The organism is Micromonospora sp. CA-240977, from assembly GCF_050942285.1.
GTDB lineage: Bacteria > Actinomycetota > Actinomycetes > Mycobacteriales > Micromonosporaceae > Micromonospora.
The window spans coordinates 5,688,527-5,711,345 of the sequence record NZ_CP192055.1; the positions used below are offsets into that span (position 1 = coordinate 5,688,527).

The following is a 22,819-nucleotide window of genomic DNA, read 5'->3' on the forward strand; positions in this document are numbered from 1 at the left end:
GGTGACCGGCCCGCCACCCGCGCTTTGGGACCGCTCCCAGCCACCACCACGACGGGGCCGTCCCGAAGGACGGCCCCGCCTGTGCTGCTGTGTGGTGTGACTCAGTTGAAGGAGTCACCGCAGGCGCACGAGTTGCCCGCGTTGGGGTTGTCGATGGTGAAGCCCTGGGCGTCGATCCGGTCGGCGAAGTCGATCGTCGCGCCGGACAGGTACGGGGCGCTCATCCGGTCGACGACGACCTCGACACCGCCGAAGTCGGTGACGACATCACCGTCGAGCGAACGCTCGTCGAAGAAGAGCTGGTACCGCAGGCCGGAGCAGCCGCCCGGCTGCACGGCGACGCGGAGCCGCAGGTCGTCGCGGCCCTCCTGCTCGATCAGGGCCTTGACCTTCTGCGCCGCGACGTCGGTGAGGACGACGGAAGTAGGGGCCTGGGCCTCGGTCGACTCGGTCTGCGCTGGCGTGGTCACGTGGAAGTCTCCCTGCGCGGTGTGGGTCCGGACGCACTGGCCAACGCCGTGCGCCGTCCAGTGATTCCCGGTTGTGGTCCGGTTCCGATCGTACGCCGCCCCGGCCGGGCTCACCCGCGTGGCGTGATCGCCGCCGCAGGTCGGCCCCGGTGGTGGACGGTCGGTGGCCTCAGCGGCTCCACTGCCGGGCCAGCCGGGCGCCGAGCTCGTGCAGCCCCGCCGCCGGCCGGCTCAGGGCGGCGTCGAGCCCTCCGCGCTCCTCGCCACCGAAGTGCTCGACCAGGCTGTACGCGTCGGTCACCCCGGCCGAGGCGGCCTCCCGCCGGCCGGTGCTCACCTGCCCGGCCACCACCACGCAGGGGACCCCCCGGTCGCGGGCGGCGCCGGCCACCCCGGCGACGACCTTGCCGCGCAGCGACTGGTGGTCGAACGACCCCTCACCGGTGATCACCAGGTCGGCGTTGTCCAGGGCGGCGTCCAGTCGGGTGGCCTGGGTGACCAGCCCGATCCCCGACTCGCAGCCGCCGCCCAGGGCGAGGATGGCCGCGCCGATGCCACCGGCGGCCCCGCCGCCCGGCAACGTGCCGAGCCCCGTCGGGCAGCCGGCCAGATCCCGCTCCAGCACCTGCGCGAAACGTTCCAGCGCGGCGTCGAGCAGCAGCACGTCCGCACGGTCGGCGCCCTTCTGCGGACCGAATACGTTGCTCGCGCCGTGCAGGCCGAGCAGCGGGTTGTCCACGTCGGTGGCCGCGACCAACCGGACGCCACGCAGCCGCGGTACGCCGTCGAGGGCGTCGACAAGGGCCAGCGCCGCCCCGCCGTACGGCAGCGCGGCGCCGCCCGAATCGAGCGGTGTCACGCCCAGCGCGGTGAGCATTCCGGCTCCCGCGTCGTTGGTGGCGGAGCCGCCCAGCCCGATCACCACCGTCCGCGCGCCGCTCTCCACCGCGGCGGCCACCAGCAGGCCCAGCCCGTACGAGGTGGTGGTCTTCGGGTCACGTTCGTCGGTGCCGAGCAGATGCAGCCCGCAGGCCTGGGCGCTCTCCAGATAGGCGGTCGCGCCGTCGGTGGTGAGCAGGATCTCACCGGCGGCGGGCCGGCCCAGCGGGTCGACCGTCGGCACCGGCAACCGCCGGCCGCCGAGGGCGTCGGCGAGCACCTCCACGAAGCCGGGCCCACCGTCGGCGAGCGGCCGGATCAGCAGCTCGTCGCCGTCGGTGACGGTGCGCCAGCCGTCGGCCACCGCGGCGGCCACCTCCGGTGCGGACAGGGTGCCGGCGAACTTGTCCGGGCAGAGCAGCACGCGCATGCCGAGCAGTGTGGCAGCCCACACCGAGGGAAGCTGCGCCGCGCTCCCGCTGTGGGACCATGGACTACGTGACTTCGACCTGGCTGGAACCCTCCAACACCGCGACGGCTCTGCTGCTGCTCGGCCGGGGCAGCGACCCCGACACCGAGCGCGGCGTCGAGTGTCCGGGCGACCTGCCGGCGCCCAGCGATCCGGATCTGGTGGCCCGCGCCACGGCCGCGAAGGCGAAGCTGGGGAGCAAGGTCTTCGTGCTGGGGCACCACTACCAGCGCGACGAGGTGATCCAGTTCGCCGACGTGACAGGCGACTCGTTCAAGCTGGCCCGGGAGGCCGCGGCCCGTCCGGACGCGGAGTACATCGTCTTCTGCGGCGTGCACTTCATGGCCGAGAGCGCCGACATCCTCACCACCGACGCCCAGCGGGTGATCCTGCCGGACCTGGCGGCGGGCTGCTCGATGGCGGACATGGCGGTGCTGGGCCAGGTCGAGGCCGCCTGGGACACGCTGACCGAGCTGGGGATCGCTGGTCAGACCGTGCCGGTGACGTACATGAACTCGTCGGCCGACATCAAGGGCTTCGTCGGCCGCAACGGTGGCGTGGTCTGCACCTCGTCCAACGCCAAGCGGGCCCTGGACTGGGCGTTCGAGCAGGGGTCGAAGGTGCTCTTCCTGCCCGATCAGCACCTGGGCCGCAACACGGCGGTGCTGGAGATGGGCCTGTCGCTCGACGACTGCGTGCTCTACGACCCGCACAAGCCCGGTGGCGGGCTCACCCCGGAGCAGCTGCGCGACGCCAAGATGATCCTCTGGCGGGGGCACTGCTCGGTGCACGGCCGGTTCACCCTCGACAGCGTCAACGACGTCCGCGAGCGGGTGCCGGGCGTCAACGTGCTTGTCCACCCGGAGTGCCGGCACGAGGTGGTCACGGCTGCCGACTACGTCGGGTCCACCGAATACATCATCAAGACGATCGAGGCGGCTCCGGCCGGTTCGGCGTGGGCGCTCGGCACCGAGCTGAACCTGGTCCGCCGGCTCGCGCTGGCGCACCCGGACAAGCAGATCATGTTCCTGGACAAGGCCGTCTGCTACTGCTCGACGATGAACCGGATCGATCTGCCACACCTGGTCTGGGCTCTGGAGGAGCTGGTCGCGGGCCGGGTCGTCAACCAGATCACGGTGGACGCGGACACCGCCCACCACGCCCGGGTCGCCCTCGACCAGATGCTCGCCCTGCCCGGCGCGGACACCCCGCCGCCAGCGGCATCCTGATCACGATCCGTAGCGCTGTTGGTACGCAAAAGCGCCGGATCACCGATTAATGCCACACACGCCGATCTGACCGAGTCCTTTTTCGTCACCGAGGGCTATGCTGCCGAGGCGACGACATACGCGGGCCGTTTCAACGTGGCCGCATTCGGGGTAGCGACAACCTACAGGCTCCCCACAAACAACACGGCAGCACCGACGCGCTGGAGGTTGCGTTGACCGACGACGTCCTGGTCGTGCACGGAGGCACTCCGCTCGAAGGGCGGATCCGCGTGCGCGGCGCGAAGAACCTGGTTTCGAAGGCGATGGTCGCCGCGCTGCTCGGTGACAGCCCGAGCCGGCTGTTCGACGTGCCGAAGATCCGCGACGTCGAGGTGGTCCGGGGTCTGCTCGGCCTGCACGGCGTCAAGGTCACCGACGGCGCCGAGGACGGCGAGCTCGTCTTCGACCCGGCGAACGTGGAGAGCGCCAGCACCGACCAGATCAACGTGCACGCCGGTTCCAGCCGGATCCCGATCCTGTTCTGCGGGCCGCTGCTGCACCGGCTGGGGCACGCGTTCATCCCGGACCTGGGCGGCTGCCACATCGGCCCGCGCCCGATCGACTTCCACCTCCAAGCGCTGCGCGAGTTCGGCGCCACGGTCGAGAAGCGGCCGGAGGGTCTGCACCTCTCCGCGCCGAACGGGCTGCACGGCACCAAGTTCGCCCTGCCGTACCCGAGCGTCGGCGCCACCGAGCAGGTGCTGCTGACCGCGGTGATGGCCGAGGGCGTCACCGAGCTGCGCAACGCCGCGGTGGAGCCGGAGATCATCGACCTGATCTGCATCCTGCAGAAGATGGGCGCGATCATCAAGGTCCACACCGACCGGGTGATCGAGATCCAGGGTGTGCCGAAGCTGCACGGTTACACCCACCGGCCGATCCCGGACCGGATCGAGGCGGCGAGCTGGGCGGCCGCCGCGCTGGCCACCCGTGGTCACGTCGAGGTGCTCGGCGCGCAGCAGGCCGACATGATGACCTTCCTGAACATCTTCCGCTCGGTCGGTGGCGAGTACGAGGTCACCGACGCGCGTGCGCCGAAGCTGGGCGACCCGGGCCAGGAGGGCGGCATCCGCTTCTGGCACCCGGGCGGCGAGCTGAACGCGGTGGCGCTGGAGACCGACGTCCACCCCGGGTTCATGACCGACTGGCAGCAGCCGCTGGTCGTGGCGCTCACCCAGGCCCGCGGCCTGTCGATCGTCCACGAGACGGTCTACGAGCAGCGGCTGGGCTACACCGAGGCACTGAACTCGATGGGCGCCAACATCCAGGTCTACCGCGACTGCCTCGGCGGCACCCCGTGCCGCTTCGGCCGGCGCAACTTCAAGCACTCCGCGGTGATCGCCGGGCCGAGCAAGCTGCACGCGGCCGACCTGGTCATCCCGGACCTGCGGGCCGGGTTCAGCCACCTGATCGCGGCGCTCGCGGCCGAGGGCACCTCCCGGGTGTACGGCGTCGACCTGATCAACCGGGGCTACGAGGACTTCGAGGCGAAGCTCGCCGACCTGGGCGCGCACGCCGAGCGTCCGTAACCCCGGTCCCCCATCGTTCGTCCCCGACGGCTCCAGGTCGCGCTGCGACCTGGAGCCGTCGGTCGGCGTACCGCGATGTGCACCGGGCGCGGGTCGTTGGCTACCCTTGCCGCGTGCCGTCGCTCTTTCGCCGCAAGTCCACTGACCTCGTTGACGAGGCCGTCTCCTCGGTGACCACCGAGGAGGCCGCCGAGCGTGCCCGGGGTTACACCCCGGCCAAGGGTCGGGAGACGCCGAAGCGGCCGACCGCGGGCCGCCGCCCGGCCGGCCCCAGCCGCCCCCTCACCAAGGAGGAGGAGCGGGAGCGTCGTCGCCAACTGCGCGCCGAAGCCGCGTCGGAGTTCCGCCGTGAGGGCGGGCCGCGCGACCGGGGCCCGGAGCGGCTGCTGGCCCGCAACGTCGTCGACTCCCGGCGTACCGTCGGCACCTGGTTCTTCGGCGGCGCGCTGATCGTGCTGATCGGGTCGAACGCCGCAATGCCGGCGCCGGTTCGGTTGATCTCCAACGTGCTCTGGGGTGTGCTGGCCCTCGGTGTGGTCGTCGACTCGGTGTTGATCTGCCGCAAGATCAGCAAGTTAGTCCGGGAGCGCTTCCCGAAGACCGACCAGCGGATGGGCTCGCTCTACCTCTACGCGGTCATGCGGTCGATCACCTTCCGGCGGATGCGCGCCCCGGCCCCGCAGGTCAAGCTCGGCGCCAAGGTCTGACGCCGACCTCCCACCTCCGCACCATCAGCGAACCGCTGTCCCCGGCGTCCCCGGCGGCAGCGGTTTCGCCGTAGCTGGGGCGGATCGCGCTCCTGCCGAGGAAGCGCTGGTGGGCGGGTCGGGGGCAAGCCCGTCGTGCGCCATCGGAGCGGGTGCTGTTCGTTGTACCGTACGCAGGGTTCATCCTGCTGGACAGGCTGTCGCTGTTCGCCACAACGAACGCCGAACCGATGGAGCGAACGCATGCCTCCGGAACCGGCCGCCCCGCTGGCCACCATCGCCGCCGCCCTGCGCCGGGAGCGGGAACGGGTGGGCGTCTCGCTGACCGAGCTGGCCCGCCGGGCGGGGGTGGCCAAGTCCACCCTCTCCCAACTGGAGTCGGGCACCGGCAACCCGAGCGTGGAGACGCTCTGGGCGCTGGGCGTGGCCCTCGGCGTGCCGTTCAGCCGGCTGGTGGAGCCCGCCGACGACGCCGTACGGGTGATCCGGGCCGGGGACGGGTCCCAGGTCCGCTCCGAGCAGGCCGACTTCACCGGCACGCTGCTCAGCGCCGGGGCGGCGCACCTGCGCCGGGACGTCTATCTGATCGAGCTGGAGCCGGGCGCGGCCCGAGCCGCGGACGGGCACACCCCGCGCAGCATCGAACACGTGGTGGTCGCCGCCGGCCGGTTACGCGTCGGCCCCGAGACGGCCCCTGTCGAACTCGGGCCCGGTGACTACGCGGCGTTCCCCGGCGACGCCCCGCACCGCTACGAGGCGCTCGCTCCCGGCACGTTCGCCGTCCTCATCCTGGAGCATCCCTGACCGGGCGACGATCGGCCCGACCAGTCGGCCGTCGAATGCGGTAGGGTCGGAGACCAGATTGCCTTATAGGGCCAAATGTCCGAAACCATTGGGATAACGTTTGCGCCCGTGGGCCGCACCACAGTGGCGGTGAGCGAGCCCACGCCGTTACCCTCCATCCGCAGCCACGGCCTGCCGGCGCGGGCGACCTGACCGGCACGCGAGGCCCCAGCACGACAATTTGCAACGAGGTGACAACGCCGTGAGCGAGCGGACGCGAGCCGGCCACCGGGGCGTGGCAGGCGGCGACCGGACGCCCGGCGAGCACCCGGCGACGGCTGCGGACAGCTCACCTCCGGCGAGAATCGGCCGAGTGGCCGGGTGTGGCGACGGGCGCGGCCAATGAGCGGCCGCTACGCCGACCGGTGGTCAGACCCGAACGAACCGTCCTGGGTGGTCGAACCGACCACCGAGTGGCACCCCCAGTTCCCCGGCCAGCGCTATCCCGGCGACATCGGCGTGGCCCACCAGCCGCCACCGCGTGGCCGCGCGACGGTGACCGGCCGAGCCGAGGTGCCACCGCTCGCGCCCACCCGCCCGGACGGCACCTACCTCGGCCGGTCCTGGTCCGACGAACCGCCGGAAGAGCCGGCGGCCCACAACCGGTCCTGGGCGGATGACGAGCCGGTCGAGACACCGACCTACGGCCGGCCCCGGACCGACGCGCGCCCCGCCGACGCGTCCACCTACGGCCGGAACGACAGCGCCGACTCCCGCACCTACGACCACGAGCCGTACCGCCGGCCACTGCCCGAACCGCCCCGGCGCGAGGACCGCCGCTCCCCCGAGTCGGACCGGCGTACCGCCTGGTCCGACCGACGCCCCGTCGAGGAGCGGACACCCGCGCGGGAGGCCGCCTGGCACCGGGACCAGCCCTCCTCCGAGCGGTACGACGGCCGCCGCCAGCGACCCGAGCCCACCGACCGGGACCGTGGTTACCCCGGCACGCCACCGGTCTCCCCCGCGCCCCGCTCCGACTCCGGTTGGATGCCGGAGCCGGACGACGCGCCACGTCGGCGCGGTACGCACGAGCGACCGGCCGCCGGTTACGACCGCCACCCCATCGACGGCTACGGCGCACGACCCACCCGGGACCGCGACGGCCGACCGGCCGACGACCGGGTCGCCGACGGCGGCGACACGTGGGCGCCCGTGGACGGCCGCACCCGGTACCGCGCCGACGGCTACCCGGACCGGGCCGCCGACGACGCTCGCCGCCCGGAGCGGCGCTACCGCGCGGACGAGGGGGCGGGCGCAGCGCCGTCCCCCAACGGTGGACGACGGCACCGGCCCGAGCCGGAGATGCCCGACCAGCCCCGCCGCGACGAAGATCGACGCCGGCCCGACAGCGACCCGCACCGGCAGCAGCCCCGCGAGACCGCGGCACGCGCCGAGGCGTACCCGGACCGGCGTCCCCGCGAGGAGGCCCGACCGGACGCCTACCGCGAGGAAGGACATCGCGAGCGCGCGTACCGCGAGGAGCGACCGCACGACACCCCGTACCGCGATCCCCGGCCGCAGCCCGGCCAACGGCCGGACGGCACCCTGCCCTGGCCGCCGCCAAGTCCGGTGCGCCCGGACCGCACCCGGGAACCGGGCTACCGCACCGACCCGCACCGCTCCGCGGACCCGCACCGCACCCCGGACCCGCATCGCACCGCCGACCCGCACCGCGGCGTCGGGCCGGCTGCCCCGTCGCGGCCGGACGCGCGGCCCGAGCGGCCGGCGGCCACCCCGTCGCGCTACGACGAGCGACCGGTACGCCCGGCCGCCACGGCCCCGTCGGCGGCCGGCCATGCCACGCCGGCCCCGCCGGAGCGAACGGCGCCGCCGGCACCCGTCTCCCCCGCCGCGCCCAACCGGGACCGACCGGTCTCGGCGGCCCCGGTCTCCCCCGCCTCCGACGTGCCCGTCTCGGGTCCACCCGCCGCACGCCTCCGGCTGGAGTACCTGCCCGCGCCGGTGGACCCGCCCACCCCCGACGAGCGCTCGGAGGTGCCACCCGCGCCGGAGCGCCGGACACCGACCGAACCGGCGCCGACCGCCGGTGCACACCCCGCCGCACCGCCGCGTTACCCCGGCCCGGACCGGCCGATGGACCAGCGGCGCGGCGAGCCGACCGCGGACCGCCGCCGGTCCGATGACCCGGCGGCCAGCACCGCCCCGACCGACCACCGCCCGACGCCGCACTCCCCCGACCGGACGGCCTCGGGGCAGCGCCCGCCCTTCCCGGGCCAGCCGGCCTCCCCGGACCGGCCGCACGCCACGGACCGGCCGCACGCCACGGACCGGCCACACACCACGGACCGGCCGCACGCCACGGACCGGCCACACACCACGGACCGGCCGCACGCCACGGACCGGCCACACACCACGGACCGGCCCCACCCCACGGACCGGCCGGCCTCGGAGCAGCGCTCGCCGGAACGGACGGCTCCGACGGCGGATGCACGCCCGTCGGTCGCGCCACCGCCCACCTGGCAGGTACCGAACCCGGCGGCGACCCCGACGGCGGCGACCCCGGAGCCCCCGGTGCAGGATGCCGGCGCCGCACTCCCGCTCGCCCCTGGCACGCCGCGCCGCTACGTACCGCCGCCGCCCTCAGACGAGCCGCTCGCCGCCGTTCGAGAGCCGGACGAGGTTGCGGGCACCCGTGGGCCGGACGCGTGGTTCAGCCCCGCTCAGCCTGCCGACTCGGATCCGGGCGAGCCTGCGCCGGACCGGCAGTCGTCCGAGTGGGCCGACGACGAGTCGACGGCGGGCGACCCCGACCTGTCCACCACACCGACGCCCGACCTGTCGGCGGCTGCCACCACCGCGGACCGGGAGGTGGCGGCGCCGACCACCGACGTCCGTCCCGATCCGAGTGACGAGCACGGGGACAGGCCGACACCGGCTGACGCTCCCCGGCCCGTCTCCGCGCCGCCCGCACGCCCGACCGTCGACGCCTGGGCCGACGACCCGCACGACGATGCACGAACAACTGCCGGACCGGAATCGGCGTACGACGACCGGCCCGTCTCCGGCGCGCCTGCCACCGCGACACCGCACCACCAGGCCGACGTCGTCGCCGAAGCCGACCAGCAGGTGGCGACCGCTCATCCGGTCGGGGACACCGATCCCGTCGCGCACGACCCCACGGACGACGCCGAGCCGTACGACTGGCCGTCCGACGCCGAGGGCGATCCGGACACCACCGGGTCGACGGACGGCACGCGAGCCGACGACTGGTCGGATGACGTCGCCGCACCGGCCCCGTCCGCAATGTCTGATGACAACGATTCTCCCGTCTCGGGGGCACCGGTCTCGGCCCCGCCGGTCCCGGCTGACCACACGCCGCCGACAGTGCCGCCCGTCTCCGCACCTCCAGCGCCCGCGCCGCCGATCGCCGCGGCACCCGTTTCCGCGCCGCCCGGCTCCGCAGCACCGGTCTCGGCACCGCCCGTCTCCGCACCGCCGCTGTTCGCCGCACCGGTCTCCGCGCCACCCGCCTCCGCAGCACCGGTCTCCGCACCGCCACTGTTCACCGCACCCGTCTCCGCACCGCCCGCTCCCGCCGCACCGGTCTCCGCGCCGCCGATGTCCGCGCCGCCCGCGTCGGTGCCACCGCCCGTCTCCGCCCCGCCGACCGCCCCCACGCCCGTGTCCGCGCCACCCGCGTCGACAGAGCCGACCTACGAGCGGCCCGTCTCCGCCCCACCACCCACGTCGGCAGCACCCGTCTCCGCGCCACCCGTCTCCGCACCGCCCGCGCCGACAGGGCCGACCTACCCCCTGCCCGTCTCCGCCCCGCCGACACGGCCGACCTACGCGCCGCCCGTCTCCGCGCCGACACAGCCCACCTACGCGCCGCCCGTCTCCGCGCCGCCGGCGTCGGTGGTGCCGACGTCCGCGCCACCGGCCTCCAGCGTTCCCGCCCCGAGGACCGGCTCGCGCGGGGAGGACGCGCCCGTCTCCGCACCACCCGGTGACGCGCCACCGGCGGCGACCCGCCCGTCGCTTGCCGACCCGGGCGACCCGGAGCAGGTTCTCGCGGCGTACCGCTGGCGGTTGGACCCGGTCACCCTGCGTGAGGAGCTGACCGAGCCGGACGACCTGCGGGCCATCCGGCGGCGACTGACCGAGAAGCTCGGCTCGGCGGTCGACAACCGCGCCCGGGCCCGGCTGCTCAGCCTGCGGGCGGTGACCTCGCGGATCCTCGGCGACCTGGACGACGCGCTGGCCGACGGTCGGCTCGCCCTCACCTACGCCGAGGCCACCGGCGAGCTACGCCGAACCTCGTTGGCCCAGGCCCGGCTGGCGCACGTCCTGCGCTGGCGTGGCAACTTCGCCGAGGCGGACCAACTCTTCGCCCAGGCCAACTCGGTCGAGCTTCCCGACCGGTTGCGGGCCGCACTTCACGAGCACGCCGGCCGGTCGTGTTACGACCAGGGACGGCTCATGGAGGCCTGCCAGCACTTCGAGAAGGCGCTCGACCTGCGCGGAGCCGGCGACGCGGAACTGCTGGACCGGGTGCGGGTGGCCCTCGACGCGGTCGCCGTCCGGGCCGCGGCCGACGGCTTCGGGCCGTACCGCCGGGGTCGGGACGAGGTGCTCGACCGGGACCGGCCCCCGATGCCGGAGCGGGACGGGCCGCTGTGGGGTTACACCGGCCCGGACGGCGACCTGGTCATCCCCGCCCGGTACGCCGAGGCGCAGCCGTTCCACGACGGGCTGGCCTGGGTTCGCCGGCCGGACACCGACCGGTGGTCGCTGATCAACCTGCTCGGTACGACGGTGATCCCGCCGTCCTACCGGGCGGCGCACCCGTTCAGCGACGGCCTGGCCTGGGTGGTCGGCGAGGGCGGTTGGACGGCCATCGACGCGACCGGCGCGGTGCAGGTCCCGCCCAACTTCGCCGAGGTACGGCCGTTCCGCCGCGGGTTGGCCGCGGTGCGGCGCGAGGGGTGGGGGGCGGTCGACCGGACCGGTCGGATCGTCGTGCCCACCCGCTACCACGGGTTCGTCACCGAGTTGGCCGACGGCCAGCAGGTCGACGGCTTCACCGACGAGGGGCTGGCCGTTGTCGACGTGGCCGGCCGGCGCGGGGTCGTGGACCGGACCGGCGCGGTGCTGGTCCCGCCGACCCACCCGCTGCTTGTCATCCACCCGGTGGCGTTCCTGTTCGGCAGCGGCGGGCGGTGGGGTGCGCTGGACCGGCGCGGCGAGCCATTGATCGACCTGGTGCACCGCGACCGCGCCGAGGTCTTGGCGGAGATCGATCGGCTCCTCACCGACGCCAACCCGGTGCTCTGAGCGGCCGGTCGACGATGGTGATCCACCGGGGCTAGGGTCGGTACATGGAATTCCGACACCTGGGCCGTTCAGGCCTACTGGTCAGTGAAATCTCGTACGGCAACTGGATCACCCACGGTTCACAGGTCGAGGAGGACGCGGCGTTCGCCTGCGTCCGGGCCGCCCTCGACGCGGGGATCACCACCTTCGACACCGCCGACGTGTACGCCGGCACCCGGGCCGAGGACGTGCTCGGCCGGGCGTTGCAGAACGAGCGTCGCGAGGGCCTGGAGATCTTCACCAAGGTCTACTGGCCGACCGGGCCGGGCCGCAACGACCGGGGCCTGTCCCGCAAGCACATCATGGAGTCGATCAACGGCTCGCTGCGCCGGCTGCGCACCGACTACGTGGACCTCTACCAGGCCCACCGCTACGACAGCACCACCCCCCTGGAAGAGACGATGGAGGCGTTCGCCGACGTCGTGCACTCCGGCAAGGCGCACTACATCGGTGTCTCCGAGTGGACCGCCGAGCAGCTGCGCGCCGCCCACCCGCTCGCCCGGGAGCTGCACATCCCGCTGGTCTCCAACCAGCCGCAGTACTCGATGCTCTGGCGGGTCATCGAGGCCGAGGTCGTGCCGGCCAGCGAGGAGCTGGGCATCGGGCAGATCGTCTGGTCGCCGATGGCACAGGGTGTGCTCTCCGGCAAGTACCTGCCGGGGCAGCCGCCGCCGGCCGGTTCCCGGGCCACCGACGAGAAGTCGGGTGCGAGCTTCATCTCCCGGTTCATGAACGACGACGTGCTCACCCGGGTCCAGCAGCTCAAGCCCCTCGCGGAGCAGGCCGGGCTCAGCATGGCCCAGCTCGCCGTGGCGTGGGTCCTGCAGAACCCGAACGTCTCGTCGGCGATCATCGGCGCGTCCCGCCCCGAGCAGGTGCACGACAACGTCAAGGCGGCCGGGGTGAAGCTCGACTCCGGGCTGCTCAAGGCGATCGACGAGATCGTCGAGCCGGTCACCGAACGGGACCCGGCGAAGACCGAGTCCCCCGCCCAGCGTCCCTGACGCCGTTCCGGTCCGGTCGGCGCGCCCACGCGCCGGCCGGACCGGTCAGCTCAGCTCCACCCGTCGCCGGTCAGCTCTGCCAGAACCGGATCAGGTCGAGACCGACGGCGTAGAGCCACGAGGGCAGACCGAGCAGGTCACCGACCGCGAAGACCGCGTCGAAGAACCAGCCGCCGATGCGCGGGTTCCACAACAACGCGAAGAGCAGCAGGAAGCCGTACGGCGCGAACAGGTCGTACATCTTGCGCCACTGCGGGTTGAGCCACGGCTGGATCATGTTGCCGCCGTCCAGGCCGGGCACCGGAAGCAGGTTCAACACGCTCGCGGTGAGCTGGAGGAAGGCGAGCAGCGCCACCCCGGCCCAGAACTCCACAGGGCCACCCGACTGGGTGCCGACCCGTACCGCCGCCACCAACACCAGCGTGAACAGCACGTTTGTCGCCGGGCCGGCGAGGCTGACCAGCGTGTGCCGCAGCCGGCCCGGGATGGCGTGCCGGTCCACCCAGACCGCGCCGCCGGGCAGGCCGATGCCACCGAGCAGCAGCACCACCACCGGCAGCACGATCGACAGCAGCGGGTGGGTGTACTTCAACGGGTTGAGCGTCAGGTAGCCGCGGTGGGCGATGTCCCGGTCGCCGGCCCGGTACGCCACCACCGCGTGGGCGTACTCGTGCAGGCAGAGCGAGACCAGCCAGCCGGACACCACGAACAGGAACACGTTGAACCGGACGCTGCCGTAACCGTTCCACGCCAGCACCCCGCTGACCGCGAAGAGGGCGACCAGGCCGAGGAAGATCGGGCTGGGCCGAAACGCCGCCTTGGGTACGCCGAGGACCAGCCCGTCGGCGCCCGGCCGGTCGTAGGCCATCACTCGGCCGTGGGCAACAGGCTCATCCGGTACTCCACCCGGTCGTCCTCCACCAGTGCGACCGAGGTGACGCCGGACGCCGCGAGCTCCCGCCAGGTCTGACCGATCCAGGATTCGGCGTCGGCCTGGCTGCCGAACGACTCCGCCGGTCCCTCGACCGTCTGGCCGTCCGTGCCCTCGTACCGCCAGCTCCACGCCATGCCGCGTCTCCCCTCGCCGCTGATGTCCCCGTGGGACGAACCCTCGCCAGCGTAGTCGGCCCGGCGCGGAACGGCCGCTCGCTCGCCCCGGCGGGACCCCCGGGGTGGATCAATCCGATCGACGCCGGCCGGTACGGTGGCTCGGTGCTGACACGGGGAGTTCTGCTCGGCGACCGGTACCGGCTGGGCGAGCGGGTGGCGACGGGTGGGATGGGCGCGGTCTGGCGCGGCACGGACGTGCTGCTGGAACGCGAGGTCGCCGTGAAGGTGCTGCTGCCGTCGCTGGTCGCCGATCCGGAGTTCACCGCCCGGTTCCGGGCCGAGGCGCGGATGCTGGCCGCGCTGCGGCACCCCGGCGTCGTCCCGGTCCACGACGTGGGGCAGGCCGCGCTCGCCGACGGCAGCCAGGTCGACTACCTGGTGATGGAGTACGTCGAGGGCGAGCCGCTGTCCGCCCGGGTACGCGCGGCGGGGCGGCTGGATCCGGCCACCACCATGTCGGTGCTGGCCCAGGCCGCCGACGCGCTGCACACCGCCCACCTCGCCGGCATCGTGCACCGGGACGTGAAGCCGGGCAACCTGCTGGTCAAGGCGGACGGCCGGGTGGTGCTCGTCGACTTCGGCATCGCCCGCTCGCGCGGCATGGCCGGACTCACGGCGGCGAACATGGTGCTCGGCACCGCCTCGTACATGTCCCCGGAGCAGGCCAGCGGCCAACCGGTCTCGGCCGCCACCGACGTGTACGCGCTCGGCGCGGTGGCGTACTTCTGCCTCGCGGGGCAGCCGCCCTTCCACGGGGACAGCCCGCTGGCGGTGGCGTTGCGGCACGCCCAGGAGGAGCCGGCGGCGCTGCCGGCGGACACCCCGCCGGCGGTCGCCGCGGTCGTGGCCCGCGCACTGGCCAAGCGTCCGGCGGACCGGTTCGGCAGCGCCGCCGAGATGGCCGCTGCCGCCGCCGACGCCCGCGACGCGACACTGGCCCGCATCCCGGTGTCCGCCCGCCCCCCGTGGGCGTTGGCCGCCCCGCCCGCGCCGGCCGCCAACCCGCCGGCCGCCAACCCGCCGGCCGTCGAGGGCGTCACCCCGGCGCCCCTCGCAGCGGCCCACGCGGGCCCCCACTCCGCCGTTCCGAGCCCCACGCCCCCCGGGTCGGCATCCGCACCGACGCCGCCGGTCCCGCCCACGGACCCGGGTTCCGCGGTGCCGGCCTTCGACGCCGGACCGGTCCGAAGCGGGGCGACCCGCGAGGACCCGCTGCCGCCGTCGGGCCGGCGGCGCGGGCCACTGCTTGTCGGCGTGGGCGCGATCGTCCTCGTCGCGCTTGTCGCCGGAGCCGTGGCGGCGCTGCGACCCGATGCCGGGACGGGCCGCACGACAGGTCCAGCGGCGCTGGCGGGTGAGTCGACGTCGGGCGCCGACGTCGCGCCACCGACCGCAGACACCACCACGCCGGGACCCCGGCCCAGCGGCCCGCCGAGCGCCGGCCGGACCGCTACCGCCACACCGACCGGCGGTGGCCGATCGGGTACGCCCGCCGGCGGCAGCCCCGCCACCCGCGGCGCGACACCGGGGACCACGCCGACCGGGGCGGCCAGCGGCAGGCCGACACCCAGCGGCAGCGCGGCGAGCCGGCCCAACCCGTACACGGCCGCGCAGGCGTGCGGCAGCGGCTATCAGGTGATCGACTCGGCGACGCTCACCGACGGGGGCGGTCGCCGGCAGGGCCGGGTCTACCTGCTCTACCACTCGGGCAACGGCAACAACTGCGTGGTCACCCTGAAGGACACCGCGGTCGGCACGAAGTCGGCGATGTCGGCGTACCTGGAGGTGCAGGGACGGGTCCGCAGCACGGACAGCGGGTCCTTCGACTACTACGCGGGACCGGTGCGGGCCTCCGCCGCCGGTGCGTGCGTGAAGTGGGGCGGCGCGACCGGCGGGGTCAGCTACGGCAGCGGCTTCGAACACTGCGATTGACCGCCGGCCCTCCCGCGGGCCGGAGAGGGGAGCTGGCCGGCCAGATCTTGGACACTTTCCGTTCCGACCTGACGGAAACTGTCCAAGATTGCCAGCGAATCGCGGGCTGAGCGGCGCGGGGTGGAAGAGATCACGCGGGGGAAGCGGACGCTTGCCAGCAATGGAGGCGGAACGGACTTTCGATCTTCGGCAGGGCTGGGGCGACGTGCCCGGACCCGAGGCAGGAGAACTAAGGTACGGGCATGTCCGTAGACGGGTGGAACACGGTCCTGGTGCTCGGCGGTATCCGGTCCGGCAAGTCCGAGTTCGCCGAGTCCCTGGTCACCGACGCGCCGGTGGTCCGCTACCTCGCCACCGCGCCCGAGGGCGACCCGGAGGACACCGAGTGGGCGACCCGGCTGGCGGCGCACCGCGCCCGGCGGCCGGGTAGCTGGACCACCGAGGAGACCACCGAGGACCCGCGCCGGCTCGCCGACGTGCTCTCGTCCGCCGAGCCCAACGAGACGCTGCTCGTCGACGACCTGGGTGGCTGGGTGACGGTGCTGCTCGACCCGGATCACCAGCCGGCCGACGACGTGGCGACGATCGCGGAGCTGGCCGAGGCGATCCGCGCCTGCGCGGCCCGGGTGGTGCTGGTGAGCCCCGAGGTGGGGCTGTCGCTGGTGCCGACCACCCCGCTGGGTCGGGCGTTCACCGACGCGTTGGGCGCGGCCAACCGCGCGGTCGCCGACGCCTGCGACACTGTGGCGCTGGTGGTCGCCGGCCAGCCGGTCTGGCTGAAGTCGGCCGCCGGCGTGGCCAGCCCGGCGGTCGCCGCCAACGTGACCGAGCCCGCGGCCCCCGCCAGCGCGAGCGCCCAGGTGGTGGCGGCGAGCCTGGCCGACGCCGAACCCACCCCCGAGGTGCAGCTGCCCGAGGTGCTGACCCACGCGCCGCCGGTCGTGCCAGCCCAGGAGTCCGGCAACAACTGGGCCGCCCCGACCATGGCGCTGCCGATGGTGGCCACCGGGCTGGTCATCCAGCCCGGCATGGAGCTGCCGATGCCCGACGAGTACGCGGGCCCGCAGGCGGTGGACCGACTGGCCACGCTGGACGTACCGGGCGCCGGGCTGGGCGTGCTGGACCGGGTGGTCGGTTTCGCCGCCGCCACCCAGGGCACCGCCACGCCCCAGGCCTGGGGGTCGGTGCGGGTGTTGCTGCTGCACGGCGACCACGCCGGCGGGGCGTCGGCCGGCACCGTCGCCGGTGAGTCGGCGCGGCGGGCCGCACAGGCCCGCGCCGGCCGGGGCGCGTTGGCGCGACTCGCCGCCGAGAGTGGCGCCAGCCTCCAGGTGGTGGACACTCCGGCCGCCGCGCCGATGGAGGACCAGCCGGCGCTCTCGCTCGACCAGGTGGAGTCCGCGCTGCGCTACGGCTGGCGGCTCGCCGAGCAGGCCGCCGACGCGGGCGTACAGCTGCTGGTGCTGGGGGCGTGCGGAGCCGGCACCGAGGCGGCGGCCGCGGCGGTGCTCGCGGCGACCGCTGGCGCGGAGCCGCCCGCCGTGCTGGGCCGGGTCATCACCGGGTCCGGCGAGATCGACGACGCGGCGTGGATGATCCGCTGCGCGGCGGTACGCGACGCGCTGCACCGCACCCGCCGCTCGTCGCGCGGCGCCAAGGACATCCTGGCCGAGCTGGGCGGCGGCGACGTGGCGGTGGCCAGCGGCGTGCTGCTCGGCGCGACCGCCCGCCGGGTGCCGGTGCTGCTCGACGGGCCGGTCGGGCTGGCCGCCGGCATGGTCAGCCGTGACCTGGCCGGGCAGGCCCGGCACTGGTGTCTGCTCGCCGACCACGGCGGTCACCCGGCGGTGCGGCTCGCCGCCGACGTGCTCGGCCTCACCCCACTGCTCGACCTGCGGATGGATCTCGGCGAGGGCGCGAACGCGCTTGTCGCGCTCCCGCTGCTGCGCTCGGTGCTCGCCCTGGCCGCAGCCCTCCCGGTCCACCCGTCGCTCGGCGACGACGAGGAGCAGAGCCCGAGCGCCGACGAGCCGGCCTACCTCGACGAGTCCGACTTCGCCGAGCCGGAGCCGGCCGGTCCGGGTCCGGCGAGCACCGGGGCGGACGAGCAGCCGGCGTCGGGTTGGCGTGCCGGCTGAGTCGCGGTTCCTCGCGGGAACCCGGCTGGCGGTCACCACGTTCACCACGCTGCCGGTGCGGGCCGGGCGGATCGACCGCCCGGTCGCCGGCACCGCGATGGCCCTCGCCCCGGCGGTCGGCGCGCTGCTCGGCGTCCTGCTGGCCGGTGTGCTGCTGCTGACCGGCGCGTTCGCTCCCCCGCTGGTGGCCGGGGGTGTGACGGTCGGCGTGGCCGCCCTGCTCACCCGCGGGCTGCACCTGGACGGGCTGGCCGACACCGTGGACGCGCTCGGCTCGTACCGGCGGGGGGCGGCCGCACTGGAGATCATGAAGAAGCCGGACGTCGGCCCGTTCGGGGTGGTCGCCCTGGTGGTCGTCCTGCTGGTGCAGGCGGCGGCGCTTGCCGACCTGGCGGGGCGGTCCGGGCCGGCGGCTCTCGCGGCGGTGGTCGCGGCGACCGCCGCGGGGCGGTTCGGCGTCACAGTGGCCTGCCGGCGGGGAGTGCCGGCGGCCCGACCGGACGGGCTCGGCGCGCTGGTGGCGGGCACTGTCGGCCCGGTGGCGCTGGCCGTCGGCGCGGTCGCCGTCGCGCTGCTGGCGGTGCCCGCGGCGCCGGGCCGCCCGTGGCAGGGGCCGCTGGCCGTCGCCGCCGCACTCGCCGTCGCCCTCGTGCTGCTGACCCACGTGGTACGCCGGCTCGGCGGGATCACCGGCGACGTGCTCGGCGCGACAGTGGAAGTGGTCACCACGCTGGTCTACCTGGGTCTGGTGCTGTCCGCCTGAACCGGGCACGGCAGGCCGGGTAGCGTTCGGCTCGACAGCACCGGCACGGCCACCGAAGGACCCAGCATGCTCATCACGGACGACTTCCTGCCCGTACCGGTGCCGGAGTCGCTCAGCGCGACCTACCTGGTGCCGATGGCGGGACTGCCGAAGGTCAGCGCGAAGACCGCGGTGGCGGCGCTGAGCGGCCGGCTGGCCGAGCCGGTGCACGGGCTGGCCCGGCAGATGCTGGACAGCCCGCTGATGAGCGTCGACACCCGGCCGATCGCCGACTTTCCCGAGCTGCCACCGGACCTGCTCACCGCGTTCGGCGCCACCGAGGAGCAGTTGGCCCGGCTGGCCGCGGCGACCCACCTGGTGGTCGTGCAGGCCGAGTACCGCCCCGGCTGGCCGCCCGCGCACGAGTGGGCGGCCCGCGCGGTCGCGGCCGCGGTGGCGGAATCCGTCGACGGCGACGTGGTGGACGTCTTCGGGCTGCAGTTCCTCGACCCGGCTACCGCGCTGCGCTCACTCCCCGACGAGCAGGGCCGCATCCGGCTTGTCGACTGGGTGCTGGTGCCGTATTCGTCAGACACCGAGGGGCTGTGGTTCACCACGAAGGGGCTGCGCCGCTTCGGGCTGCTCGAGTTGCAGACCCAGGGGGTGCCCGACCACCTCACCCGCGCCTGGGGCGCGGTGATGACCGGGGCGGCCCGTCGGCTGCTGCGGGACTGGACCGACGGGCTCACCGGCGAGGAGGTGCCGGCGTTCGTGCAGCTGCCGGTGCTGGCCACCGTCACCGGGCACGACATCGCGGTGGCGTACGGCAATCCGGAGCAGCACGGCGCGACGGCCCCGGTGCTGCTGCGCCTGGAGCTGGACCCGGCGACCGACCCGGAGGCGGACTCGTTCCTGAGCCTGCGCCCGCCGGCCGGGCACCCGGGCCCGGACGGGCGCTACTTCGCCGCCGCCTGCGCCACCCTGTTCTCCGGGATCCAGCCGGACGTGCGCTACGCCCGCTCCGGTGACGCGATGAGCCAGGCGGTCGCCACCGCGCGCAAGGCGCTGGGCGACGCGCGGGCCCGGTTCGTGGCCGGTCGGTTGCCCGCCGAGTCGCAGTTGGTGGTCAAGTACGGCCTGCCCGGCGACGACGGCCCGGAGTACGTCTGGGCGGGCGTGACCTCGTGGGAGACCCCGGAGCGGATCGTCGGCGTCAGCGCCAGCGACGCCAACACCGACCCGAGCGTCCGCATCGGCGCCCCGGTGGTCGTGGAGACGTCCGACGTGGTCGACTGGGCCATCCTGGACGCGACAGGCGTCATCGAGGGCGGCTGGACCCAGGCAGTCCTCGACTCCGGCGAGCCCCCCACCCCCACCGGCTGACCCCACCCCACCCCCACCCCCACCCCCACCCCGTTGATCATGAGGTTAACGGGGGCGTTGATCTCTCAACGGCCCGTCAACCTCATGATCAACGCCGAGGGGGACGGGGTGGGGAGGGAGTTACTTGACTGAGGGGTTTACGAACGGGGGTTTGGTGAGGGTCAGCGGGGCTCGGCGGCCCCGGATGTCGATCTCGACCTCGTCGCCGTCGGACAGGTGGGCGTCGGTGTCCAGCAGGGCCAGCGCGATGCCCTGCTTGCGGGTCGGCGAGAAGGTGCCGCTTGTCACCTCGCCGACCTGCCGGTCGCCCACGTGCAGGGTCATGCCGGGGCGCGGGATGGCCCGGTCGACGGCGACCAGGCCGCGCAGCGTACGCCGAGGGCCGGCGGTCTTCTCGGCGAGCAGCGCGTCGCGGCCCCAGAAGGCCGGCTTGTCCCAACCGACGGCCCAGCCCGAGCGGGCCTGCACCGGGGTGATGTCCAGCGAGAGGTCCTGCCCGTGCAGCGGGTACCCCATCTCGGTACGCAGCGTGTCCCGGGCGGCCAGCCCGCAGGCCCGCAGCTCGAACGCCTCCCCCGCGGCGAACAGCGCGTCCCAGACGGTCACCGCGTGCTCCGCCGGCACCACCAGCTCGTAGCCCAGCTCGCCCGTGTACCCGGTGCGGCAGACGGTCAGCTCCACCCCGGCCAGGCTCGCCGCGGAGAAGCTCATGTAGCCGTGCTCGGTGGGCAGGTCGAGGGCGGCCAGCAACTCGGCCGAGCGGGGGCCCTGCACGGCCAGCACGGCGTACCCCTCGTGCTCGTCGGTGACGGTGACCTGCGCGGGCGCGGCGGCGCGCAACCGGCGCACCACCTCGGCGGTGTTCGCCGCGTTGGGGATCAGGAAGACGTGGTCCTCGGCGTACAGGTAGGCGATGATGTCGTCCACCACCCCACCGGTGGCGTCGTCGCAGCAGAGCGTGTACTGCGCCCGGCCCGGACCGATCCGGCCCAGGTCGTTGCTGAGGCAGGAGTTGACGAAGTCGGCCGCGCCGGGGCCACTCACCCGGGCCTTGCCGAGGTGCGACACGTCGAAGACCCCGACCGCGGTACGTACCGCGGTGTGCTCCTTGAGCACTCCGCCGCCGGCGTACTCCAGCGGCATCTCCCAGCCCCCGAAGGGGGCGAACTTGGCGCCGGCGGCGATGTGCCGCTCGTGCAGCGGGGAACGGCGCAGCCGGGTCGCGGCGGCGTCGAAGGTCACGTCGGTCATGGGTGGCAACTTACCGGGGGCGAGCTCGCTGGTTAGCATCGGCGGGAGCCCGCTGGCGCTGTCGGCGGGACAGCCCTGACGTTCGGCGGGTACGTTCCGCCGGAGACCTTCACCGCTGGTACGCGACGCCGCGACCGGCCCGGCCCGCCCGGAGTAGCTTCAGTGACATCACCCCGCACCACCAACCTGAGCCTGGTCGACACCGACCCGGCCGAGCTCGCCGTCGACGCGATCGTGATCGGCGTGCACAGCCAGACCGGAGAGCAGGACGCCACCAGCGGCCTCGCCGGCACCCTGCTGCTCGCCAGCGGCGCGGAGAGCATCGCCGCCGCGTTCGACGGAAAGCTGACCGAGACGCTGGCGCTGCTCGGCGCGACCGGTGGGCCGGGTGAGGTCATCAAGCTGGCCACGCTGGGCACCGTGACCGCTCCGCTGGTCGCGGCGGTGGGGCTCGGCCCGGAGCCGTCGGGCGCCGCTCCGGCACCGGAGGTGCTGCGCCGGGCCGCCGGTGCGGCGATCCGGGCCCTGGCGGGGGCGTCGAGGGTCGCGCTGGCCATGCCGCTGCCGGACGACACTGACGCGTCGGCCGAGCTGCGCGCGGTCGCCGAGGGCGCGTTGCTCGGCGGGTACCGGTTCGCCGGTTACAAGACCCGGCCGCAGCCGACCCGGCGGGAGCCGGTGACCGAGGTGCTCATCGCGGTGCCGGACGCGGGCGACGCGGGCGCCCAGGCGGAGGTCACCCGGGCGCAGGTCGTGGCGGGCGCGGTCCGGCTCACCCGGGACTGGGTGAACACCGCTCCGAACGAGTTGCGTCCGCCGTCGTTCGCCGACGCCGTCGCCGCTGCCGCCCGGGACGCGGGCCTCGGCGTCGAGGTGCTGGACGAGGCGGAGTTGGCCGCCGGCGGTTACGGCGGCATCGTCGCGGTCGGGCAGGGCTCGGAGGCCCCGCCCCGGCTGGTGAAGCTCACCTACACGCCGCAGGACGGCGGCAACGGCAAGCGGGTCGCGCTGGTCGGCAAGGGGATCACCTTCGACACCGGCGGCATCTCGATCAAGCCGGCGCAGGGCATGTGGGAGATGAAGTCCGACATGGGCGGCGCGGCCGCGGTGGGCGCGGCCATGCTGGCGATCGCCGCGCTGAAGCCGGCGGTGGCGGTTAGCGCCTACCTGCCGATGGCGGAGAACATGCCGTCGGGCACCAGCTACCGGCCGGGCGACGTGATCACCATGTACAACGGCAAGCGGGTCGAGGTGCTCAACACCGACGCCGAGGGCCGGATGATCCTGGGCGACGCGATGGCGCGCGCCTGCGAGGACGGCACCGACTACCTGTTCGAGACCTCCACCCTGACCGGCGGCCAGGTGGTCGCGCTGGGCAAGCGGGTGGCGGGCGTGATGGGTACTCCGGAGCTGTGCGAGCGGGTCCAGGCGGTCGGCGACGCCGTCGGCGAGCCCGCCTGGCCGATGCCGCTGCCCGACGACGTGCGCAAGGGCATGGAGTCCGACGTGGCGGACATCTCGCAGGTGAACGCCGGGATGGACCGGGCCGGTCACATGCTGCAGGGCGGGGTCTTCCTGCGCGAGTTCGTAACCGACGACGTGGCGTGGGCGCACATCGACATCGCCGGGCCGAGCTACCACTCGGGCGAGCCGACCGGCTACTGGACCAAGGGCGGCACCGGCGTTCCGGTCCGCATGCTGGTACAGCTCGTCGAGGATGTCGCCGCCAACGGCTGACGATCCGCCGACCCGGGGCGTCC

The 22,819-nt window shown here is 74.3% G+C and carries 16 protein-coding genes; 11 read left to right on the plus strand and 5 right to left on the minus strand.

From position 1 onward, the window contains the following. Positions 1 to 101 precede the first annotated feature (101 nt). Complete coding sequence (gene erpA / locus ACQPWW_RS25605) at positions 102 to 470, minus strand: iron-sulfur cluster insertion protein ErpA (RefSeq protein WP_007463211.1); 369 nt, start codon at positions 468 to 470, stop codon at positions 102 to 104. Between the two features lie 169 nt (positions 471 to 639). After that, positions 640 to 1,779, minus strand: a complete 1,140-nt coding sequence (locus ACQPWW_RS25610; protein WP_433134562.1) for a glycerate kinase family protein — start codon at positions 1,777 to 1,779, stop codon at positions 640 to 642. A gap of 68 nt (positions 1,780 to 1,847) precedes the next feature. Here ACQPWW_RS25610 and nadA point away from each other — a divergent pair, with 68 nt between their 5' ends. The 6 genes from nadA to ACQPWW_RS25640 all read left to right on the plus strand — a co-directional run bounded on the left by nadA (position 1,848) and on the right by ACQPWW_RS25640 (position 12,503). Then, entirely contained in the window at positions 1,848 to 3,047 is a 1,200-nt protein-coding gene (gene nadA / locus ACQPWW_RS25615) for a quinolinate synthase NadA (protein ID WP_433126058.1), read from the plus strand. Between the two features lie 212 nt (positions 3,048 to 3,259). Continuing rightward, positions 3,260 to 4,615 carry a UDP-N-acetylglucosamine 1-carboxyvinyltransferase gene (gene murA / locus ACQPWW_RS25620; protein WP_124820727.1) on the plus strand — a complete coding sequence of 452 codons (1,356 nt, stop codon included), beginning with the start codon at positions 3,260 to 3,262 and terminating at the stop codon, positions 4,613 to 4,615. A gap of 113 nt (positions 4,616 to 4,728) precedes the next feature. Continuing rightward, a complete protein-coding gene (locus ACQPWW_RS25625) occupies positions 4,729 to 5,322 on the plus strand; it encodes a DUF3043 domain-containing protein (protein ID WP_433126060.1) in 594 nt (197 codons plus the stop codon). A gap of 243 nt (positions 5,323 to 5,565) precedes the next feature. Beyond that, positions 5,566 to 6,126 (plus strand): helix-turn-helix domain-containing protein, encoded by a 561-nt coding sequence (locus ACQPWW_RS25630; protein ID WP_433126061.1) that lies wholly within the window; start codon positions 5,566 to 5,568, stop codon positions 6,124 to 6,126. 381 nt (positions 6,127 to 6,507) lie between these two features. Continuing rightward, complete coding sequence (locus tag ACQPWW_RS25635; protein ID WP_433126063.1) at positions 6,508 to 11,460, plus strand: WG repeat-containing protein; 4,953 nt, start codon at positions 6,508 to 6,510, stop codon at positions 11,458 to 11,460. A 44-nt stretch (positions 11,461 to 11,504) separates the two neighbouring features. Continuing rightward, positions 11,505 to 12,503 carry an aldo/keto reductase family protein gene (locus ACQPWW_RS25640; protein ID WP_433126064.1) on the plus strand — a complete coding sequence of 333 codons (999 nt, stop codon included), beginning with the start codon at positions 11,505 to 11,507 and terminating at the stop codon, positions 12,501 to 12,503. A 70-nt stretch (positions 12,504 to 12,573) separates the two neighbouring features. On the opposite strand, the gene ACQPWW_RS25645 is transcribed toward ACQPWW_RS25640, so the two are convergent. Both ACQPWW_RS25645 and ACQPWW_RS25650 read right to left on the minus strand, forming a co-directional pair. Next, positions 12,574 to 13,371, minus strand: coding sequence for a site-2 protease family protein (locus tag ACQPWW_RS25645; protein WP_433126065.1), 798 nt, complete (start codon positions 13,369 to 13,371; stop codon positions 12,574 to 12,576). Further along, entirely contained in the window at positions 13,371 to 13,571 is a 201-nt protein-coding gene (locus ACQPWW_RS25650) for a hypothetical protein (RefSeq protein ID WP_030337978.1), read from the minus strand. The genes ACQPWW_RS25645 and ACQPWW_RS25650 overlap by 1 nt, the downstream gene beginning before the upstream one ends. 144 nt (positions 13,572 to 13,715) lie before the next feature. Here ACQPWW_RS25650 and ACQPWW_RS25655 point away from each other — a divergent pair, with 144 nt between their 5' ends. The 4 genes from ACQPWW_RS25655 to ACQPWW_RS25670 all read left to right on the plus strand — a co-directional run bounded on the left by ACQPWW_RS25655 (position 13,716) and on the right by ACQPWW_RS25670 (position 19,808). Then, positions 13,716 to 15,545 carry a protein kinase domain-containing protein gene (locus ACQPWW_RS25655; protein WP_433126067.1) on the plus strand — a complete coding sequence of 610 codons (1,830 nt, stop codon included), beginning with the start codon at positions 13,716 to 13,718 and terminating at the stop codon, positions 15,543 to 15,545. Positions 15,546 to 15,787: 242 nt separating this feature from the next. Continuing rightward, complete coding sequence (locus ACQPWW_RS25660; RefSeq protein ID WP_433126069.1) at positions 15,788 to 17,683, plus strand: bifunctional adenosylcobinamide kinase/adenosylcobinamide-phosphate guanylyltransferase; 1,896 nt, start codon at positions 15,788 to 15,790, stop codon at positions 17,681 to 17,683. Then, entirely contained in the window at positions 17,673 to 18,446 is a 774-nt protein-coding gene (locus tag ACQPWW_RS25665; protein WP_433126070.1) for an adenosylcobinamide-GDP ribazoletransferase, read from the plus strand. Before ACQPWW_RS25660 ends, ACQPWW_RS25665 begins: the two co-directional genes overlap by 11 nt. 66 nt (positions 18,447 to 18,512) lie before the next feature. After that, positions 18,513 to 19,808 (plus strand): DUF2314 domain-containing protein, encoded by a 1,296-nt coding sequence (locus ACQPWW_RS25670; RefSeq protein WP_433126071.1) that lies wholly within the window; start codon positions 18,513 to 18,515, stop codon positions 19,806 to 19,808. Between the two features lie 120 nt (positions 19,809 to 19,928). Here ACQPWW_RS25670 and gcvT read toward each other — a convergent pair whose 3' ends face one another. Further along, complete coding sequence (gene gcvT / locus ACQPWW_RS25675; protein WP_433126072.1) at positions 19,929 to 21,059, minus strand: glycine cleavage system aminomethyltransferase GcvT; 1,131 nt, start codon at positions 21,057 to 21,059, stop codon at positions 19,929 to 19,931. Positions 21,060 to 21,221: 162 nt separating this feature from the next. Between gcvT and ACQPWW_RS25680 the strand changes: the two genes are divergently transcribed. After that, positions 21,222 to 22,796 carry a leucyl aminopeptidase gene (locus ACQPWW_RS25680; protein WP_433126073.1) on the plus strand — a complete coding sequence of 525 codons (1,575 nt, stop codon included), beginning with the start codon at positions 21,222 to 21,224 and terminating at the stop codon, positions 22,794 to 22,796. Positions 22,797 to 22,819: the final 23 nt, after the last annotated feature.

What these genes read in the sequence shown, in the direction of transcription:
- ACQPWW_RS25610 (WP_433134562.1), bottom strand. Translation starts at nt 1,779, where the DNA reads ATGCGCGTGCTGCTCTGCCCGGACAAGTTCGCCGGCACCCTGTCCGCA.
- ACQPWW_RS25630 (WP_433126061.1), top strand. Translation starts at nt 5,566, where the DNA reads ATGCCTCCGGAACCGGCCGCCCCGCTGGCCACCATCGCCGCCGCCCTG.
- ACQPWW_RS25635 (WP_433126063.1), top strand. Translation starts at nt 6,508, where the DNA reads ATGAGCGGCCGCTACGCCGACCGGTGGTCAGACCCGAACGAACCGTCC.
- ACQPWW_RS25640 (WP_433126064.1), top strand. Translation starts at nt 11,505, where the DNA reads ATGGAATTCCGACACCTGGGCCGTTCAGGCCTACTGGTCAGTGAAATC.
- ACQPWW_RS25645 (WP_433126065.1), bottom strand. Translation starts at nt 13,371, where the DNA reads ATGGCCTACGACCGGCCGGGCGCCGACGGGCTGGTCCTCGGCGTACCC.
- ACQPWW_RS25650 (WP_030337978.1), bottom strand. Translation starts at nt 13,571, where the DNA reads ATGGCGTGGAGCTGGCGGTACGAGGGCACGGACGGCCAGACGGTCGAG.
- ACQPWW_RS25660 (WP_433126069.1), top strand. Translation starts at nt 15,788, where the DNA reads ATGTCCGTAGACGGGTGGAACACGGTCCTGGTGCTCGGCGGTATCCGG.
- ACQPWW_RS25670 (WP_433126071.1), top strand. Translation starts at nt 18,513, where the DNA reads ATGCTCATCACGGACGACTTCCTGCCCGTACCGGTGCCGGAGTCGCTC.
- gcvT (WP_433126072.1), bottom strand. Translation starts at nt 21,059, where the DNA reads ATGACCGACGTGACCTTCGACGCCGCCGCGACCCGGCTGCGCCGTTCC.